Source organism: Roseobacter phycocola (genome assembly GCF_042055075.2).
Lineage (GTDB): Bacteria > Pseudomonadota > Alphaproteobacteria > Rhodobacterales > Rhodobacteraceae > Roseobacter.
On the sequence record NZ_CP194010.1, the window covers coordinates 2527179 to 2545175 of the forward strand.

At 60.2% G+C, this 17997-nt stretch carries 15 protein-coding genes; 4 read left to right on the forward strand and 11 right to left on the reverse strand.

The window, feature by feature from the left end; all coding sequences use genetic code 11:
* Positions 1–45: 45 nt before the first annotated feature.
* A complete protein-coding gene (locus tag AB4K19_RS12345) occupies positions 46–1245 on the forward strand; it encodes a UbiH/UbiF family hydroxylase (protein ID WP_375228655.1) in 1200 nt (399 codons plus the stop codon).
* Here the strand turns inward: AB4K19_RS12345 and AB4K19_RS12350 are convergent.
* The 3 genes from AB4K19_RS12350 to AB4K19_RS12360 all read right to left on the reverse strand — a co-directional run bounded on the left by AB4K19_RS12350 (position 1238) and on the right by AB4K19_RS12360 (position 3402).
* The gene (locus AB4K19_RS12350; RefSeq protein ID WP_375228656.1) at positions 1238–2365 is read right to left on the reverse strand and encodes an aminotransferase class V-fold PLP-dependent enzyme; all 1128 of its coding nucleotides are present in this window, start codon (positions 2363–2365) and stop codon (positions 1238–1240) included. The genes AB4K19_RS12345 and AB4K19_RS12350 overlap by 8 nt on opposite strands.
* A gap of 123 nt (positions 2366–2488) precedes the next feature.
* A complete protein-coding gene (locus AB4K19_RS12355; RefSeq protein WP_375228657.1) occupies positions 2489–2950 on the reverse strand; it encodes an Lrp/AsnC family transcriptional regulator in 462 nt (153 codons plus the stop codon).
* A complete protein-coding gene (locus AB4K19_RS12360; protein WP_375228658.1) occupies positions 2947–3402 on the reverse strand; it encodes an Lrp/AsnC family transcriptional regulator in 456 nt (151 codons plus the stop codon). The genes AB4K19_RS12355 and AB4K19_RS12360 overlap by 4 nt, the downstream gene beginning before the upstream one ends.
* 137 nt (positions 3403–3539) lie before the next feature.
* Between AB4K19_RS12360 and ilvC the strand changes: the two genes are divergently transcribed.
* Entirely contained in the window at positions 3540–4562 is a 1023-nt protein-coding gene (gene ilvC / locus AB4K19_RS12365) for a ketol-acid reductoisomerase (protein WP_375228659.1), read from the forward strand.
* A gap of 236 nt (positions 4563–4798) precedes the next feature.
* The gene (locus AB4K19_RS12370) at positions 4799–5719 is read left to right on the forward strand and encodes a DMT family transporter (protein ID WP_375228660.1); all 921 of its coding nucleotides are present in this window, start codon (positions 4799–4801) and stop codon (positions 5717–5719) included.
* On the opposite strand, the gene glmM is transcribed toward AB4K19_RS12370, so the two are convergent.
* The 8 genes from glmM to AB4K19_RS12410 all read right to left on the reverse strand — a co-directional run bounded on the left by glmM (position 5716) and on the right by AB4K19_RS12410 (position 16054).
* On the reverse strand, positions 5716–7065 hold the full coding sequence (gene glmM, locus AB4K19_RS12375) for a phosphoglucosamine mutase (RefSeq protein ID WP_375228661.1): 1350 nt from the start codon (positions 7063–7065) through the stop codon (positions 5716–5718). The genes AB4K19_RS12370 and glmM overlap by 4 nt on opposite strands.
* Positions 7058–8071 (reverse strand): dihydropteroate synthase, encoded by a 1014-nt coding sequence (gene folP, locus AB4K19_RS12380; protein WP_436397761.1) that lies wholly within the window; start codon positions 8069–8071, stop codon positions 7058–7060. Before folP ends, glmM begins: the two co-directional genes overlap by 8 nt.
* Positions 8072–8074: 3 nt before the next feature.
* Positions 8075–8998, reverse strand: a complete 924-nt coding sequence (locus AB4K19_RS12385) for a dihydroneopterin aldolase (RefSeq protein WP_375228663.1) — start codon at positions 8996–8998, stop codon at positions 8075–8077.
* 94 nt (positions 8999–9092) lie between these two features.
* On the reverse strand, positions 9093–9728 hold the full coding sequence (locus AB4K19_RS12390) for a cell wall hydrolase (RefSeq protein ID WP_436397764.1): 636 nt from the start codon (positions 9726–9728) through the stop codon (positions 9093–9095).
* A gap of 152 nt (positions 9729–9880) precedes the next feature.
* The gene (locus AB4K19_RS12395; RefSeq protein WP_436397767.1) at positions 9881–12418 is read right to left on the reverse strand and encodes a putative PEP-binding protein; all 2538 of its coding nucleotides are present in this window, start codon (positions 12416–12418) and stop codon (positions 9881–9883) included.
* Positions 12419–12510: 92 nt separating this feature from the next.
* Positions 12511–14619: a glycine--tRNA ligase subunit beta gene (gene glyS / locus AB4K19_RS12400; protein WP_436397769.1), complete on the reverse strand. Its 2109-nt coding sequence runs from the start codon at positions 14617–14619 to the stop codon at positions 12511–12513.
* Positions 14595–15116 carry a DUF6446 family protein gene (locus tag AB4K19_RS12405; RefSeq protein WP_436397771.1) on the reverse strand — a complete coding sequence of 174 codons (522 nt, stop codon included), beginning with the start codon at positions 15114–15116 and terminating at the stop codon, positions 14595–14597. The genes glyS and AB4K19_RS12405 overlap by 25 nt, the downstream gene beginning before the upstream one ends.
* Positions 15113–16054 carry a glycine--tRNA ligase subunit alpha gene (locus AB4K19_RS12410; RefSeq protein WP_375228666.1) on the reverse strand — a complete coding sequence of 314 codons (942 nt, stop codon included), beginning with the start codon at positions 16052–16054 and terminating at the stop codon, positions 15113–15115. Before AB4K19_RS12410 ends, AB4K19_RS12405 begins: the two co-directional genes overlap by 4 nt.
* Positions 16055–16212: 158 nt before the next feature.
* Here AB4K19_RS12410 and AB4K19_RS12415 point away from each other — a divergent pair, with 158 nt between their 5' ends.
* The gene (locus AB4K19_RS12415) at positions 16213–17994 is read left to right on the forward strand and encodes a serine protease (RefSeq protein WP_436397772.1); all 1782 of its coding nucleotides are present in this window, start codon (positions 16213–16215) and stop codon (positions 17992–17994) included.
* Positions 17995–17997 lie beyond the last annotated feature (3 nt).

Below are 17997 nucleotides of genomic sequence, written 5' to 3' on the forward strand. Positions count from 1 at the left end.
AAGGATTGTTGCGGCGACTAGGGTGCCCGCAATGGACGACACAAAATGACAGACATATCCTGTGACATTCTGATTTCAGGCGGCGGCATCGCTGGAATGACCGCTGCGGCTGCATGTGGCAGCGCGGGGTTTTCCGTGGTTTGTGTGGATCCTGCACCGCCGGTCACCGAACGTGACAATGCTGCTGCAGACATGCGCTCCACGGCTATGCTGCAGCCCGCGCGCCGGGTGCTCGAAGCCGCAGGGCTCTGGGAGGCGCTGGCACCACACGCGGCTCCACTTCAGATTATGCGCATTGTTGATGCGGGCGGCGAGACGGCAGAGGCACGCCTGACGAGGGAATTCAGGGCAGCCGACATCTCGGAACAGCCCTTTGGCTGGAATTTCCCCAACTGGCTGCTGCGGCGCGAAATGGTCAGCCGCCTTGATGCGCTCGAAACCGTCGATTTCAGGCCAGGCACAGCGACACAATCTGTGTTCACCCGCGAAACCGGCGCGCGGATCACATTGAGTGACAAATCCCGGATACACGCGCGTCTGGTGATTGCGGCAGACGGTCGCCACTCACCCGTCCGGCAGGCCGCCGGTATCGGCGTAAGCACAAGGCGCTACGGTCAGAAGGCGCTGGCTTTTACGGTTACGCACCCTGAACCGCACGAAAATGTTTCGACAGAGATCCATCGCACGGGCGGACCTTTTACTTTGGTGCCTCTGCCCGATCTCGACGGAAAGCCCTCCTCTGCAGTTGTTTGGATGGATGACGGACCGCTGGCTCAAACGAGGTTCGGGATGGAGGTGTCCGCGTTTGAAGCCGCGATGAGCGAGCGCAGCTGTCACCTTTTCGGCCCGCTGACGCTGGCTTCGCACAGAACGATCTGGCCGATCATCAGTCAGAAAGCAGACCAGCTGGCGGCAGAACGGACCGCTCTCATTGCCGAGGCTGCGCATGTGGTGCCCCCGATCGGGGCGCAGGGCCTTAATATGAGCCTCGCTGACACCGCAACATTGCTCGACCTGGCCTGTAAGAGCCCGGACACCCTTGGGGACCGGGCAATGCTGGATGCCTACCACAAAGCACGTTATTCTGATATTTCACTGCGGGTGCAGGGAATTGATCTGCTGAACCGTGCCAGCCAGGTGAGCACCCCGGCGCTGAGGGATGCGCGCGCTGCCGGTCTGCAGGCGCTATATGCGATCGCACCCGTGCGCAAAACCCTGATGCAGATGGGGCTCGGGGTCAGATAACCTCGTCCAGCACGCGGCCGAGACGCGCCAGCGTACCGTCCACATCATAGAGTTTATCCAGACCAAAGAGGCCCAGCCTGAAGGTTCGGAAATCAGCCGGTTCGTCACACTGCAGCGGCACACCCGCCGCAATCTGCATACCTTTCGCGGCGAATTTACTGCCATTCTGAATATCAGGGTCAGAGGTATAACTGACAACAACACCCGGCGCGCCGCAGCCTTCGGCCGCCACGGAAACCACGCCCTTTACGGCGAGCATACCGCGGACGGCATCACCCAGTTTCCACTGCGCTTCCTTCAGACGCTCAAAACCGTATTCCTGCGTTTCGAGCATCGTATCCCGGAACGCACGCAGCGCATCCGTTGGCATCGTGGCGTGATAGGCGTGACCGCCGTTCTCATAGGCCTGCATGATGCTGTGCCACTTGCCCAGATCGATGGCAAAGCTGTCGGAAGATGTCTCTTCCAGCCGGCTGACGGCCCGGTCAGACATCATCACCAGACCCGCAGAAGGCGAGGCTGACCAGCCCTTCTGAGGCGCTGAGATCAGGACATCCACGCCAAGTTTGCGCATGTTCACCCAGGCGCAGCCCGAGGCGATACAATCCAGCACCATGAGGGCACCGACGTCGTGCGCGGCCTGCGCCATCGCCGCGATATAATCGTCCGGCAGGATCACCCCAGCACTGGTCTCCACATGCGGTGCGAAAACCACGGCAGGTTTCTGGGATGCGATGGCTTCTTTGACATCTTCAATCGGCGCGGGCGCGAAAGGAGACGGGCTGGCATTGCCGGTCTGACGTGCCTTGAGAACGGTGGTGTTTGCTGTGAGCCCGCCTGTTTCGAAAATCTGGCTCCAGCGATAGGAGAACCAGCCGTTGCGCACCACGACCACTTCAGCATTCCGCGCAAACTGGCGCGCGACGGCCTCCATACCGTAGGTACCGCCACCCGGGATGACCGCAACGGCATCCGCAGCATAAACCTCTTTGAGCATCGAGGACATGTCATTCATGACCTGCTGAAATGCCTTACTCATTGAATTCAGAGAGCGGTCCGTGAAGACCACAGAAAACTCCTCAAGCCCCTCCGGATCAACTGTATCGAGCAATGCTGCCATGTGAGAACCTCCCGTTTGCTGGCACAGAGGTACCCTGCCGGCCATCGGTTGGCAAAGTCTACTTATGTATACAGGCAGCGCAGGCTGCATATCCGCGCCGTTCATCGGAAACCCACGTTTCCTTTACAAACCCAGCGGGCCGGGACGCTGTTCTTCACTCAGCAGAACATTTGCTTCGACATCACCCACACCGGGCAGCGTCATGATGCGCCTGCGCAAGACGCGTTCGAAATCTGACAGATCACGGGCCACTACGCGCAGGCGGTAATCGTACAGCCCCAGGACGTGCTCAACGCGCTGGACTTCCGGAATGGCCGTCACCGCCCGTTCGAAATCATCCAGACTGACCCGCCCCTTTGTTGCCAGTTTCACACCCAGAAAGACCGTAACGCCAAACCCGAGCTTCTCTGCATTGAGACGCAGCTGACGACCGCGCAGGATACCTGCCTGTTCCAGTTTGCGGATACGCCGCCATGTTGCTGGCTGTGACAGGCCAAACCGGCGCCCCAGCACACCCGCGCTCTGCGTTGCATCGCGGGCCAGAGCCCGGATCAGGGCGTGGTCGGTGTCGTCAAGTTCGGTCACAGCGGCAGCGCCTCCTCAGCCTTGATCCGCGCCACCAGCATCAGCGCTTCGATGTCAGCGATATGCGGCAGGGTCAGAACGCGACTGCGGTAAATCTCCTGATAATCCGCCATGTCCCGTGCAATAATGTTCAGCCTGACATCCACCCTGCCCAGGAAAGTCTGAATTTCGGTCACTTCCGGCACCTCGCGGGCTGCGGCAATGAAATCATCGAACGACCGTGCCACGGTTTTGTCGAGCGTAACCCGCAGGGATACTTCGACGCTGTAACCCAGAGCCGCCCAGTCAACGATCGCACCTACGCCGGAAATGACGCCGTCATCCTGCATCCGCGCAATACGGCGGGATGCTTTGCCAGCCGTCACCGCGCAGCGCTCTGCAAGCTCTGCAGGGCTGAGCGCTGGATCTGCCTGCCAATGGCGCAGAATGCGTCTGTCGAGATCGTCAAGCATGATATTTTCGTTTTATTGTCACTATGCGAATAATTGCGGCACTTTTACTGAGAATTTATTCAGGTTCAACAGTATTCCAGAGCTGGGAAGCGCTTTATGTTCGCCTCAGAATTCACATCTGGAAGAGGAGCGCCGGAATGCGCGTTTATTATGATCGCGACTGCGATGTTAACCTGATCAAAGACATGAAAGTCGCCATTCTGGGCTATGGCTCCCAGGGGCACGCACATGCGCTGAACCTGCGGGACAGCGGCGCGAAAAACCTGGCCGTTGCCCTGCGTGAAGGCTCGCCATCCGCCGCCAAAGCCGAAGGCGAAGGCCTTCAGGTTATGGGTATCGCCGAAGCGGCAGCCTGGGCCGATCTCATCATGTTCACAATGCCCGATGAGCTGCAGGCTGAAACATACAAAAATTATGTGCATGACAACATCCGTGAAGGTGCTGCAATCGCATTCGCACACGGGCTGAACGTTCACTTTGGTCTGATCGAGCCCAAAGAAGGCGTCGACGTCATCATGATGGCGCCCAAAGGTCCTGGCCACACCGTGCGCGGTGAATACACCAAAGGGGGCGGCGTGCCCTGCCTCGTAGCTGTGGACAACAACGCCTCCGGCCGCGCGCTTGAAATCGGTCTGTCCTACTGCTCCGCCATCGGCGGCGGCCGCTCGGGCATCATCGAAACCAACTTCCGTGAAGAGTGCGAAACCGACCTCTTCGGCGAACAGGCGGTTCTTTGCGGTGGTCTCGTCGAACTGATCCGCATGGGCTTTGAAACACTGGTCGAAGCCGGTTACGCACCCGAAATGGCCTATTTCGAGTGCCTGCACGAAGTGAAGCTGATTGTTGACCTGATCTATGAAGGCGGCATCGCCAACATGAACTACTCGATCTCGAACACTGCGGAATACGGCGAATATGTCTCCGGCCCGCGCGTTCTGCCCTATGACGAGACAAAGGCCCGGATGAAAGCCATTCTGACAGACATTCAGACCGGTAAATTCGTGCGTGACTTCATGGCAGAAAACGCTGTTGGTCAGCCATTCTTCAAAGGGACCCGCCGTATCAACGACGAACACCAGATCGAAGCAACAGGTGAAACACTGCGCGGCATGATGCCCTGGATTTCTGCCGGCAAAATGGTCGACAAATCCAAGAACTGATGATGGCCGGCCCGGTGGATCCATCGGGCCGCCTTTCGCTCATGCAGGTGTCCGGGGGCCGCGTGGCTTCCCGGGCACTGCACCCATCCCGCTCCGGATCAGTAATGCCCCGCCCCCCGCGCGCTGAAGTTTTCCGGAAATGCACGCAGGTATCTGACGTACATGGATGACCCGTCTTTAGTCTTTGCGGAAGAATTCATGCCCTTCATCATAGTGTCAGATCAGAGCACCCGGCCTTGACCTCCGCCCCGCAGATAACAGCGCGCAGCTGGATGATGGTCGCGATACTCGGCTTCACCTGGGGCGGCACTTTTCTGGTTACCGAGATCGCACTGCAGGGCATGACACCATTCTGGCTGGCAGCAGGGCGGATCGTATTTGCCGCGTCGCTCATGACCGCAATCTGGGGTATTCTGGGCTTCCGGCTGTTCAGCGAAGCGCCCGACCGCAGCGCATGGTCCGCAACACTCGCAATCGGGGCGCTCAGTTCTGCGATCCCGTTCATGCTGCTCGCCTGGGGGCAGCAGTATGTAACTTCGGGTTTTGCCGGCGTCTCCATGGCCTCTGTGGCGCTTATCATTCTGCCGCTCGCACATTACCTCGTGCCCGGCGAAAAAATCACCCCGCGCAAAGCCGGAGGGTTTATTATCGGCTTCGTTGGTGTCTGTATTCTGATCGGTGGGCAGGCCTTTGAAACGACCGGGGCTGCACTGGAACCCTATGGGCGCGCTGCCTGTATCGGCGCTGCCAGTTGTTACGCCACCTCCAGTATTCTGATGCGACGGCTGCCACCCGTTGACACCATCGGGCTGTCTACTGTTCTGCTCATCATCGGTGCGGCGATAACGGTTCCGATCGCCCTCATGAACGAAGGGCTGCCGCCGGTTCCCGACCAGAAAACACTGTTTGTGATTGCCATGCTTGGCCTGATCCCGACAGCAGCGGCCAATCTGCTGCGTGTCCTCGTTGTGCGCACCGCTGGCCCGGTTTTCATGTCCCTGACCAACTACCAGGTGCCCGTCTGGTCCGTCGTGCTCGGCGCGTTTTTTCTGTCGGAGCCTCTGCCACCATCGCTGCTGCTGGCAATGGTACTTATCCTCAGTGGTGTAGGTCTCAGCCAGTATGGCGCCTTCCGCAGATTGTTCGGGAAGTCTTAGGCTCCGCTGACCGCATCTGCCACGGCTTCAACCACACGGTCCACGGCCGTTTCCATAACAGCCGGATTTTCATGTTCCGCCATGACACGGATCAGTGGTTCCGTCCCGGACTTGCGGATCAGCAGTCTGCCCTGCCCGCGCAGTTCGTCCTCTGCAGTCCGGATCGCCGCCTTTACAGGCTCTGCGTCGAGCGGTGTCTGACCCGACGCAAAGCGCACGTTCTTCAGCAGCTGAGGCACCGGGTCAAAGTTGTGCAGCAATTCACTTGCAGGTTTTCCCGACGACACCATTTCGGCCAGGAATTGCAGGCCAGCCATCAGGCCGTCGCCGGTCGTCGCATAGTCGGTCATCACAATGTGACCGGATTGCTCACCACCAAGGTTGAAACCGCCGGCGCGCATCCGCTCGACCACGTAGCGGTCGCCCACCCCCGTACGTTCCAGCCGCAGCCCTTTGTTTTCCAGAAACTTTTCCAGCCCAAGATTGGACATGACCGTCGCAACAAGGGCCTCATTGGCCAGCCTGCCTTCTGCTGCCCAGCGGGAAGCCATTAGGGCCATAAACTGATCACCGTCGCCGACCCGTCCGTGTTCATCCAGCAGAATGACGCGGTCCGCATCACCGTCGAGGCAAATGCCGACGTCTGCGCCATGAGCGATTACACTCTCCGCCGCCAATGCGGGGCTGGTGGAGCCGCATCCGTTGTTGATGTTCTGCCCGTTTGGCGCGACGCCCACCGGAATGACGGTCGCCCCCAGTTCCCAGAGCGCTTCGGGCGCCACGCGGTAAGCCGCACCATTCGCGCAGTCCACGACAACTTTCAGCCCATCCAGCCGCATCTGACGCGGGAACGAAGTTTTGACGCGTTCGATGTACCGGAACCGGCCATCGTCGATGCGTTTGGCCCGTCCGATGCCGTCGGCAGCTGCTGCGGTTACGCCTTCAGCAATCAGTGCTTCGATCTCGGCTTCGACCTGATCAGACAGTTTGAATCCATCCGGGCCAAAGAATTTGATGCCGTTATCCTGTGCGGGGTTGTGGCTGGCGGAAATCATAACGCCCAGATCCGCCCGCATGGATCTTGTCAGCAAACCAACTGCGGGCGTCGGCACCGGCCCCAGCAACAGCACATTCATTCCGGTAGACGTCAGACCGGCGGTCAGAGCATTCTCAAACATGTAGCCGGAAAGGCGCGTGTCCTTGCCGATAACAACGCGGTGCACGGAGGACGTTTCGCGACTGAAGTATCGTCCCACGGACGCGCCAATCCGCAGCGCCATTTCGGCGGTCATCGGGTGAATGTTGGCTGTGCCGCGCACGCCATCGGTACCAAAAAGCTTATCCATTGGCATGTCCTGCCACGGTTGCCCGCCACAGCGCAATGGCCTGAGCGGTCTCCGGCACGTCATGTACGCGCACAATTTGTGTCCCATGTTTCAATGCTGCGAGCGCAACAGCTACGGAGCCAGGCATCCGGTCTGACGGCTCGGCCGCTTCACCGATGCGCCCGATAAACCGCTTGCGCGAAGCTCCGAGCAACACCGGCACACCGAGACCGTGGAAAACAGACAGGCGCGCCAGAAGCGCCAGATTATGCGCCTCAGTCTTTCCAAAACCGATGCCCGGGTCTGCAATTATGCGGTTGCGGGGAATGCCCTGTTGAATGAGGTCTGTAATTCTGGTTTCCAGAAATTCATATACGTCCAGCACAACATCATCATATGTCGGGTTTTGCTGCATCGTGGCCGGGTCTCCCTGGGCATGCATCACACAGACGGGTGCATTCCGGTCAGCACACAGCGGTGCGAGATCGCTGTCGTAGGTAAAGCCGGAGACATCGTTCACCAGATCGGCTCCGGCCGCCAGAGCCGCATCCGCAACAGTCGCTTTGCGCGTATCGATGGACAGCGGGCCGTCCATGCCGGCCCCGCGCAGTGCACTGATCACCGGAACCGTCCGCCGTATCTCTTCCTCAACCGGCACAGTGACTGCGCCTGGCCGCGTGGATTCGCCTCCGACATCCACGATATCTGCCGCCTTCATCGAAAGCGCTGCAGCCATCGCCGCAGCCGCCGTGAAATGGCGACCGCCATCCGAAAAACTGTCCGGCGTCACGTTGAGAATGCCCATGATCCGCGGCCGGTCAAAGGTCACACCGGCAACAGCATCCCTCGGTTGAGACAGCATCTCCAGAACGCTGGCCGGCACGTCTGCGGCGCTTATGACCCGGGCTGGTTTTCCACGCTCAAGAACCTCTGCCTCGTTGAACCAGCACCAGCCACCGGCAAGTGTGACCGCATCTGCCGGCCGGGCCGGATCCGTCTGAGCGATCGGGCGGAAAACAGAGCCCACCGGTCAGAGTTCCGGCTGATCTGCCGATACATGGCGCAGTGGAACGGACGCTTCGTCCGGTTCTTCTGATCCGATGACCAGAAGCTCGCGCGCGTCAAAAGTCGCGGCGAACCACGCCGCCAGCGCCACGGCATCGCGCGGCTGCGCAGACGGCCCGTCAACTGCATCAAGAACAATCTTTGAGGGTGCCCAGACGCAGGACTGCCCATTGCGCATGGCCCAGTCCAGCTCTGTACGTGTCGAGACAACAACACACCGGTCGTCGCGCGCGGCAAGCGTCCAGGCGTTCTGCTCGATCGCCAGCAGATCTATGCGGCGCTGTGCCATCCGGTGTCCCGTCTGCGGCGCCGGCAGATCCGGGGCCCCGACGCAGAAGATCAGCGGACGACCAAGTGCAGCCAGCTGGTCTATCCAGCCTTTCAGATGAGGCGACGCGACAGCCTCATTGCTGAAATACACCAGTTCCGGGTTCAGCGTTTCCGTAGCGGCGCCACGGTCTGCATCGACCTGGTCCCGCGCCCGCACGATTTCCACACCCAGAGCGCCTGGCCCACGGTCCAGTTTTTCAATGCGGACGAATGCCCGTTCTGCCTGCGGCTCAAGCAGAATGCGCTCCGCTACACGTTCGGCAAGGGTTTCCAGCAGGTTGAGACGCTCGTCCGACAGCTCCGTTGCGATGGCTTCGGTGACTTTGTCGTAGCTCAGAATCCTGTCCACATCGTCATCAATCGGTCCGGTCAGCGGGCGCACCTCTACGACGACATTGAAACAGATTCGCTGGGTCACACCGCGCTCAGCCTGAAACGCACCAATCTCGACATCCACGATATGATCGCGCAGCGAAATCCTGTCCAGAGGCCCCTCGGCTGCAGTAGCCTCGGCACGCTCTGCTGGATGCGCGAATGCCATTCTGATTTCAGAGCTCATGGATAGGGCCTTTCCCTGCGGTTCTGTGTGGCCCGTGATAGGCCACACGCACGCATTATCAGGCCCGGAACCGTCGCGCCATGGCAGGAATGCGTCAGTTGCTCGCAGTCTGCCAGGTGTGCCGGTAAAAGATATGATCGCCGATTGCCGTTGTCTTGGTATAGACCCGCGACCAGCGCGGACTGACTGCGGTCGTGTGATAGTGTGTTGCGCCCTCAGTCAGCTTGGGCGCGAGGCCATCCAGTGCGACACGGGCAACTTTCGACACCCGTTCGAATGCACGCGGCTCGCGGATCACTTCCTTGTGGCCATCGCATGTATAGGTGAACTGGCACTGGTATTTTTTGCCTGTGCCCTGATTGATCACGCCACATGCTGACGACGGAAACCGTTCCGACTTCACACGGTTCAGAATGACTTCGGCCACCGCGAACTGACCTTTAACAGTCTCGCCACGCGCTTCGAAATAAAGCGCCTCAGCGAGGCAGCCAAGCTCGTCGCCGCCCACGGCTTCCGGCTGGGCGTCTACCCAGCTGCGCGAGAATTCCACTTTCACAGGCGTCGCCGCCGGCAGACGCGTGTCGCGCATGCGTGCCTCGGTCACTTCCTGCAGGGATGCCGCTTCAGAATTGCCACTGACGCCTGGGCTGGAAATGCCCGGGCCTGCCGCGATAAAACCAATATTTAATCCCAAAAAAAACGAAAAAGCTGTCTTGCAGATTCCACGCATAACTGCGTCCCCCACCTTAAACTCTGCGGCGTGCTCTAACCGGATAAAAGGTTGACGTAAAGTTTACGGCCGGATTCGTGGTTAACGAATGAGGATTTTGAAGTGAAAATCGGACGGAAAAACACTACATTCGGTGTGTTTTTCTTGGAAAATCACGATATCTTGTCAGAAATCGCCAGTTGTGCGGCAGCTAGTCGCGCCACCGGTACCCGGAAGGGGGAACAGGACACATAGTCGAATCCGGCGTCCCTGCAGAAGGAGATCGATTCGGGGTTACCACCATGCTCGCCGCAGACAGAGAGCGTGATGTCAGGTTGCGCCCCGCGCCCTCTTCCTGCCCCAATCTTAAGCAGCTCACCAACACCTTCTGCGTCGAGGACGTGGAACGGGTCTTCGGGGAAAACACCCTGCTGCACATAATCGGACATAAAACGACCGGCGTCGTCACGTGACAGGCCATAGGCCATCTGCGTGAGGTCATTTGTGCCAAAACTCAGAAATGCGCAGTAGGGTGCGATATCTGCCGTGCGCAGCGCTGCGCGTGGCGTCTCCACCATGACACCCAGGCGGAAATCGAAATCACAGTCCCGCTCTGACCTGACAGCAGCAGCTACCGCGTCGATCGCGACCTTTACCAGTTCGACCTCACGTTTTGCTGACACCAGCGGAATCATAATTTCCGGCACGACGGGAGCACCGTCCTCACTGGCATCCAGTGCCGCCTCGAAAATGGCACGTGCCTGCATTTCGTAGATCTCGGGTACAGTCACACCCAGGCGAACCCCGCGCAGACCGAGCATCGGGTTGTATTCCGACATCGCACTGATGCGGCGCGTCACGTCCGACAGCGGCAGATCAAGCGCTTCGGCCAGTTCACGCTGGCCGGCCCGGTCGGTGGGCAAAAACTCGTGCAGCGGTGGATCAAACAGACGGATACAGACCGGCTTGCCCTGCATAATGCGGAAAAGCTGCGTGAAGTCCGCCCGCTGCATCGGCAGCAGACGTTCCAGAACGGCCCGCCGGTCCTGCGAGGTCTCGGCAAAGATCATCTCCCGCATGACCGTCAGGCGCCCGGTTTCAAAAAACATATGTTCGGTCCGGCAGAGGCCGATCCCCTGGGCATTGAAATTCCGGGCCGTCTGCGCATCCGCAGGTGTGTCGGCATTGGCGCGGATATCGATGTCGCGCAGCTCGTCTGCCCAGTCCATCAGCTGCTGGAAGCTTTCGTCCAGAGCCGCCTCACGCATTTCCGGGGCTCCGGCCAATACCTCACCGGACGTGCCGTCAACCGTGATGACTTCACCGCTTTGGAACACCCTGCCGTCTTCAGCAATGAGCTGCTTCTGGCTTCTGTTGAACCGCATGCTGGATGCACCCACAACACACGGCAGGCCGATGCCGCGCCCGATCACAGCGGCATGGCTCGTGATGCCGCCACGTTCGGTCAGAACACCAGCCGCCGCATGCATTCCACGGATGTCTTCGGGCGAGGTTTCGCGGCGCACCAATATGCAGGGCTCACCGCGTGACGCACTGGCCTGCGCCTCAGCAGCACTGAACACAATCTGGCCCGTTGCAGCACCCGGGCTGGCGGCAATCCCAGTCCCGATAACATCGCGTCGTGCCGCTGGGCTGACCTGGCGGTGCAGCAGTTCAGACAGCGTTCGGGGCTGCACCCGCATCAGGGCTTCCGCCCGCGGAATGATTTCATCCTCTGCGAGGCGCACAGCGATCCGAACGGCTGCCTGGCTCGACCGCGCGACGCGCACACCGTCCAGAATGTGCAATGCACCATTGTCCAACACAAACTCCAGCTGCATCTCCTCACGCAGGCGTTCGCGCATCAGCGACGCATGATCGCGCAGACGCGCAAACACATCCGGAACTAGTTCTTCAAGCGACGGTCCACGCGCATCACGGCTCAGATAGACGGCTGCGGCATCGCCTTCTAGCGCATCCCGCCCCTGGCTCTGGCTGAGATACCGGCCTGTGATCTGCGGCAAACCTGTTTCGCTGTTGACCAGTTGCAGCACGCCGGACCCGCATTCGCCTGAACCAAGACCCAGGGCCATTTCCTGGACGACCAGCCCCAGGCCTGCGTCCGCAGGGGCACCTTTGGCCTGGCGCAGCAGGCGCGCAGTTGTGCCGTCCCAGGCCCGCGCCATGGACTTCAGGACCGCCGTCAGCTGTTCCGCGGGGTCCGTGGGAAACGGTTCCTCATATTCTGCCTCATAGGCATAGAGCGAATCCTTGAGCCCTGCCGCACTTTCGGGGCGCACATCATCGAACATATCCGGATCAAGACGTGCGACATCCACCGCATAGGACTGAACGAAGCGCGTGTAGATGGCCTCGGCGGCTTCCGCGCCCAACCGGGCCGCAAGATCAGCCTGCCGGTCTGCATTCATCCCGATATTGAGAATGGCACCGGGCCCGCCCCAGTCCGGGTCCTCGGAGGATGGACGCACGCAGAGCAGCGCCCCCTCTGCAAACTGCGACACAATTGCCGGAATATCCGGCATCTCGCCCCGGGCAATACGTTCCACTGCCTCAAAGGACAGCGCCACCGTGCGGGGAACCGGCAGATCAAGCCGCACCAGACGCTGCAGGCACTTTGCCCGGCCACCATGGGTGTCGGTCGCAATCGGCGCTTTCGGCGTAACAAGGGTTGTATGCGGGTTATTCTGCACTGCGGCACCTTTTTCTCAGGGGTGCAGCATACGGCGTAAAGCCAATGTGACAAGACCCTCGGCCCACGCAACGGCGGGCAAAGGGTTGTTTTTTAACCCTCTATCCGCGTCAGGTCGGCGACCGATCTGCAGATGCGCGTGATACGGCTGAGCAGGTTGAGACGGTTGCGACGTACGGTTGCATTGTCCGCGTTCACCTGAACGGCAGTGAAAAACGCGTCTACCGGCGCACGCAGCGCCGCCATTGCAGTCATCGCGGCCGGGAAGTCCCCTGTCTGCATAGCCGGGGCAATGGCCGCCTCTGCAGCATCGAGTGCATCAAACAGCGCGCGTTCTTCGTCCGTTTCGGCAAATTTCACGTCCGCGCCATAACTGTATTCCACGCCATCGGTCTCTTCAGCCTGTGCAAGAATGTTGTTCGCGCGTTTATAGGCCTGGATCAGGTTTTCCCCATCATCGGTGCCCAGCACGTCCGACAGCACCCGTGCCCGTTTGACCAGCAGCGCCAGATCGTCACTGCCGTCCATCGCAATACAGGCGTCGATCACGTCATGACGGACACCCTGGTCCCGCAGGTAGACTTTGAGGCGGTCGTGGATGAAGGAAACAATGTCGGACGTGTCGGCTTTTCCGGAAACGCCCGCTGCGGACATCGCGCCTGAGCTGTGCGTGAATACATCCGCCAGTCTAAGGCTCAGGTCGTTTTCCAGTACGATCCGGATGATCCCAAGTGCCGCCCGACGCAGCGCAAAGGGGTCCTTTGAGCCCGTCGGCTTTTCATCAATCGCCCAGAAACCTGTTAGCTTGTCGATCTTCTCCGCCAGCGATACTGCCACTGAAACCGGTGCGGTCGGCACCGCATCAGAGGGGCCCAGCGGAGCGTAATGTTCCTCTGCGGCGGCCGCGATTTCGGCAGAACGGCCCGATGCCTCAATATAGTAGCGGCCCATCAGACCCTGCAGTTCGGGGAACTCATAAACCATTTCCGAGCTGAGATCCGCCTTGGCCAGACGCGCGGCCTCTTCGGCGGCATCTGCATCCGCGCCGACCAGAGGGGCCAGTTCACGTGACAGGCTGGCCATGCGGTCCACGAGCTCCGCCTGGGTGCCCAGTTTGTTGTGGAACGTCACGTTTTTCAGTGCATCCAGCCAAACGGACATATCACCGTTGGCCACCCTCAGATCGTTCTCCCAGAAGAACTTAGCATCGGCCAGACGGGCCGCCAGCACCTTTTCGTACCCCGCCAGAATGGTCGCGCCATTGTCAGCAGTTTCACGGTTCGCCACGGTAATGAAGCGTTCGATCCGGCCCGTTTTCGGATTGCGTACCGAGAAGAATTTCTGGTGTTCCTTCATTGAGGTCTGCAGCACTTCGGGCGGCAGATCGAGGAAGTCATCAGCAATGCGGCCCATCAGGACCACGGGCCATTCAACGAGGCCCGCGACCTCGGCCAGCAGACCTTTGTCCTCAACCACTTCAAGACCGTTCGCAAAGGCCTGATTGGTGGCATCGTTCCAGATCGTATCGGCCCGTTCCGCAGGGTCCAGTACCACGGAAGCCTGTTTCAGTTTGTCGGTATAATCGTCAAAAGACGTCACCAGGAACGGTGCCGGCGCCATAAAGCGGTGACCTGTTGTGGTATCGCCCGACACGATCCCATCCACGTCCAGAGGCACAACACTGGCGCCCGCCTCGTCGCACAGAATACACAGAATGGAATGCAGCGGACGCACCCAGCGCAGGCTGCCACTGCCCCACCGCATGGACTTGGGCCAGGGGAATTCACGAATTGTCTTTTCCAGAACCTCAGCAACGATATCTGCTGCCGGGCGGCCCTGTCTGGAGATCTTTGCGAACAGCACCGGACCTTTCGGTGTGTCGCGCTCTTCGAGATCATCCCGGCTCAGACCGGCACCGCGCAGAAAGCCTTCGATCGCCTTTTCCGGTGCGTCAGCGCGCGGCCCTTTGCGCTCTTCGACAGTGGTCGGGCTTTCGGCCAGCAGACCACCCAGCGCGAGTGTCAGGCGGCGCGGCGTTGTGAAGGCGGCCGCAGAGGCGTAGGTCAGGCCCGCATCGACGAGACCATCCGTGATACGCTTTTTCAGGTCCTCGCCGGCCCGCGTCTGCATCCGTGCGGGAATTTCCTCGGAAAAGAGTTCAATCAGCAGATCAGGCATCAGTTCGCATCCGGTTTGGGGCATTCTTCGCCGACGACAGTGCCATCATAGGCTTTCTCGCCGCAGTCATTCAGTTCGTGCCAGATATAGCCACGGCCGTCGTCGGTAATCGCAACGATCCGGTCCACACCAAAGGCCACATTCTTTTCGCCCAGGAAAGCCAGCGCCGTGCCGGCCTGCAGTTCCGCAGCAAGGGCCGACGCGTCAAAGCAGTCAAACCACTCGGGTGCATTGCGTGGCACAGCACGGTCCAGCCCGACATAGGTTTCAGTCAGCATTGCAAGGCTGGAAGATGTCCGGAAGCAGGCACGGAACCGGATGGGCGAGCTTTCGGCATCAATCGCCTCGATCCCTTCGGCCAGGATCGCAACAGGTTCCTGCGCCGTCAGCGACATCAGCCGCACCTCCTGCACATCGGCCGAGGCTTCTTCGTAAAAGCCATAAACCTGCAGATAATAAAGAGCCGCACCCGCGACCAGCGCACTGACCATGATAACCGTTCCGACTATTTTCCCGTTCATGCAGCCGTCTCCGGGGTCCAGCCCCCGGCCTGTGTCTGCACGAAGGCATCGGCACAGCGTTTGGTCAGTGTCCGGACCCGGCCGATATAGGCCTGGCGTTCGGTGACCGAAATTACGCCGCGCGCATCCAGCAGGTTAAAGATGTGGCTGGCCTTGATCGCCTGGTCGTAAGCGGGTTGCGCCATGACGATCCGGCGGCCTGTTTTCGGGTCATCGACCGGTGCGTCCAGAATGCGCGCGCATTCGGCCTCTGCATCAATAAAATGCTTCAGCAGGATGTCGGTATCCGCTACATCAAAGTTCCAGCGGGCGTATTGCGCCTCCGCCTCGCGGAAGACATCCCCATAGGTCAGCGGGATCGGGCAGTCCGGGTCGTTGAACGGCATCTCGTTACCGTCATCAAATCCCAGCACATACATGGCCAGCCGTTCCAGACCATAGGTCAGCTCGCCCGATACCGGGTGACAGTCATGACCGCCTACCTGCTGGAAATAAGTGAACTGGCTGACTTCCATACCGTCACACCAGACTTCCCAGCCCAGACCCCAGGCGCCCAGGGTCGGGCTTTCCCAGTCGTCCTCGACAAAGCGGATATCATGCAGTGCCATGTCAATGCCGATCGCTTCCAGTGACCCGAGATACAGATCCTGCAGATCCGGCGGGCTGGGTTTGATGATCACCTGGTACTGGTAGTAGTGCTGCCAGCGGTTGGGACTGTCGCCATATCGCCCGTCGGTCGGGCGCCGCGACGGCTGCACATATGCGGCCGCCCAAGGCAGCGTTCCGAGGCTGCGCAGCGTTGTTGCGGGGTGGAAAGTGCCCGCACCAACTTCCATGTCGTAGGGCTGCAGCACAGCACAACCTTTCGCGGCCCAGTAGTTCTGCAGCCGCAGAATGATTTCCTGAAACGACTTTGGTCGGTCGACGGTCATGGTCATGGCCTGTGCCTCGGGGGTTTCCTGCGCGCCTTACCTACGTGCGCGTGATGCGGGCGTCAATTGCGCGGAACGGGATAAATTGACCAATGTCTTATGGCCAAAGTGCTGTTTTCCTGATTATGTGTCGCCGGTGTTCAGGACGCAGGAGTAAGCGGATTATGTTGCGGTATGTTTTTGTTCTGGCTTTGCTGGTTCTGATGCCTGCCCAGGGCGCACGGGCGCAGGGCGCTCAGGACGTTGTCTGGGTCCAGATTGCAGCCCGGCCGAGCCTCGCAGAAGCAACAGATCAGGCGGCTGAATACGCCCGGACACTCGAGGATGTCGCAGGCTTTGATATGGGCAGAGGCTGGTTCGCGATTGCACTTGGCCCCTATTCCCGGGCGGACGCACAGCAGGTGCTGCAGGTTTACCGGCGCGACGGGTTGATCCCGCGCGACAGCTACATTGCGCAAAGCGGCGCGTACGGCGCGCAATACTGGCCGGTGAACACGCAGGGTGTGACAAGCCTGACCACTGAAGCCGCACCCGCACCTGTCCCGGCTCAACCCGCACCGGCGGAAACCGTCACGACAGCGCCCGAAGCCCTACCGGAAACGCCTGCGGTCACGGACACGCCGGACCCGGAAAACCGCGCCGCGGCGCTGCGCAGCGAACGGGCGCTGACACGTGAAGAACGTCAGGAACTGCAGATCGCGCTGCAGGATGGCGGCTTTTACCGTGGCGCCATTGACGGCGCCTTCGGACGCGGAACGCGTGCGAGCATGTCTGCCTGGCAGCGGGCGAACGATCTGCCGGAAACAGGTGTCCTGACCACACGCCAGCGCACGAGCCTGATTGCGCAGTACAACGCCATACTCGACGGTCTCGGCCTGCAGACAGTGCGTGATGCTACTGCGGGTATTTCAATAAGCCTGCCAATGTCAGTTGTGCAGTTTGACCGCTATGAAGCCCCATTTGCCCATTACCGCCCCCTGCAGGAAAACGGCCCGATGGTCGTGCTGATCAGTCAGCCCGGGGACCGGGATACGCTGGCCGGCCTTTATGCAGTGATGCAAACGCTCAGCATTGTGCCGCTTCAGGGCGACCGGGCCCTGAAACGGGACGGTTTCACCATTGTTGGCCGCAGCAACAGAATTGTCAGCGAAACACGGGTGAGCCTGCGAAGTGGCGAGATCAAAGGGTTCACTCTGGTTTGGCCCGCTGATGATGAGGCACGGCGCACACGTTTGATTTCACGGATGGACACCAGTCTGACACGTCTGCCCGGCGTCATGGATCCGGCGACCGGCACGACGCTGACACAGGATGCCGATCTGGTTTCCGGCCTGTCAGTCCGGCGCCCGCGTGCATCGCGGTCCGGCTTTTTTGTCACGCAGCGGGGCGCGGTACTGACCACGGCCGAGGTTGTCCAGAACTGCTCGCGGATCACACTGGACGGTGAACTGGATGCGGAACTCAGCCTGATTGACGCCGATCGCGGCATTGCTCTGGTGACCCCGGGAGAGACCCTGTCGCCGCTCAACGTGGCGAGCTTCAGCCCGGTGCCGCCACAGCTCAGCTCAGAGATTGCGGTTGCCGGATATTCCTATGAGGGCACGCTCAATGCGCCTTCAGTGACTTTTGGCGCGCTGGAGGATCTCAGCGGTCTTGGAGGAGAGCCGACGCTCAACCGTCTGACCGTGCCTGCACTGACCGGTGATCAGGGTGGTCCGGTGATGGATCAGAACGGAAATGTCTTTGGCATGCTTTTGCCCCGGCCAAAGAGCAATCGCCAGTTGCCGGACGATGTTCAGTTTTCTCTGAGCCCTGCGGCTCTGTCTGACTTTGCAACACGCGCCGGCCTCGATGTGACCTACAGCGCGCGCACCGATACGCTGGCCCCCGAAGACATCGCTTCTCTGGGCGCTGACATGACCGTGCTTGTGAGCTGCTGGGAGTGATCC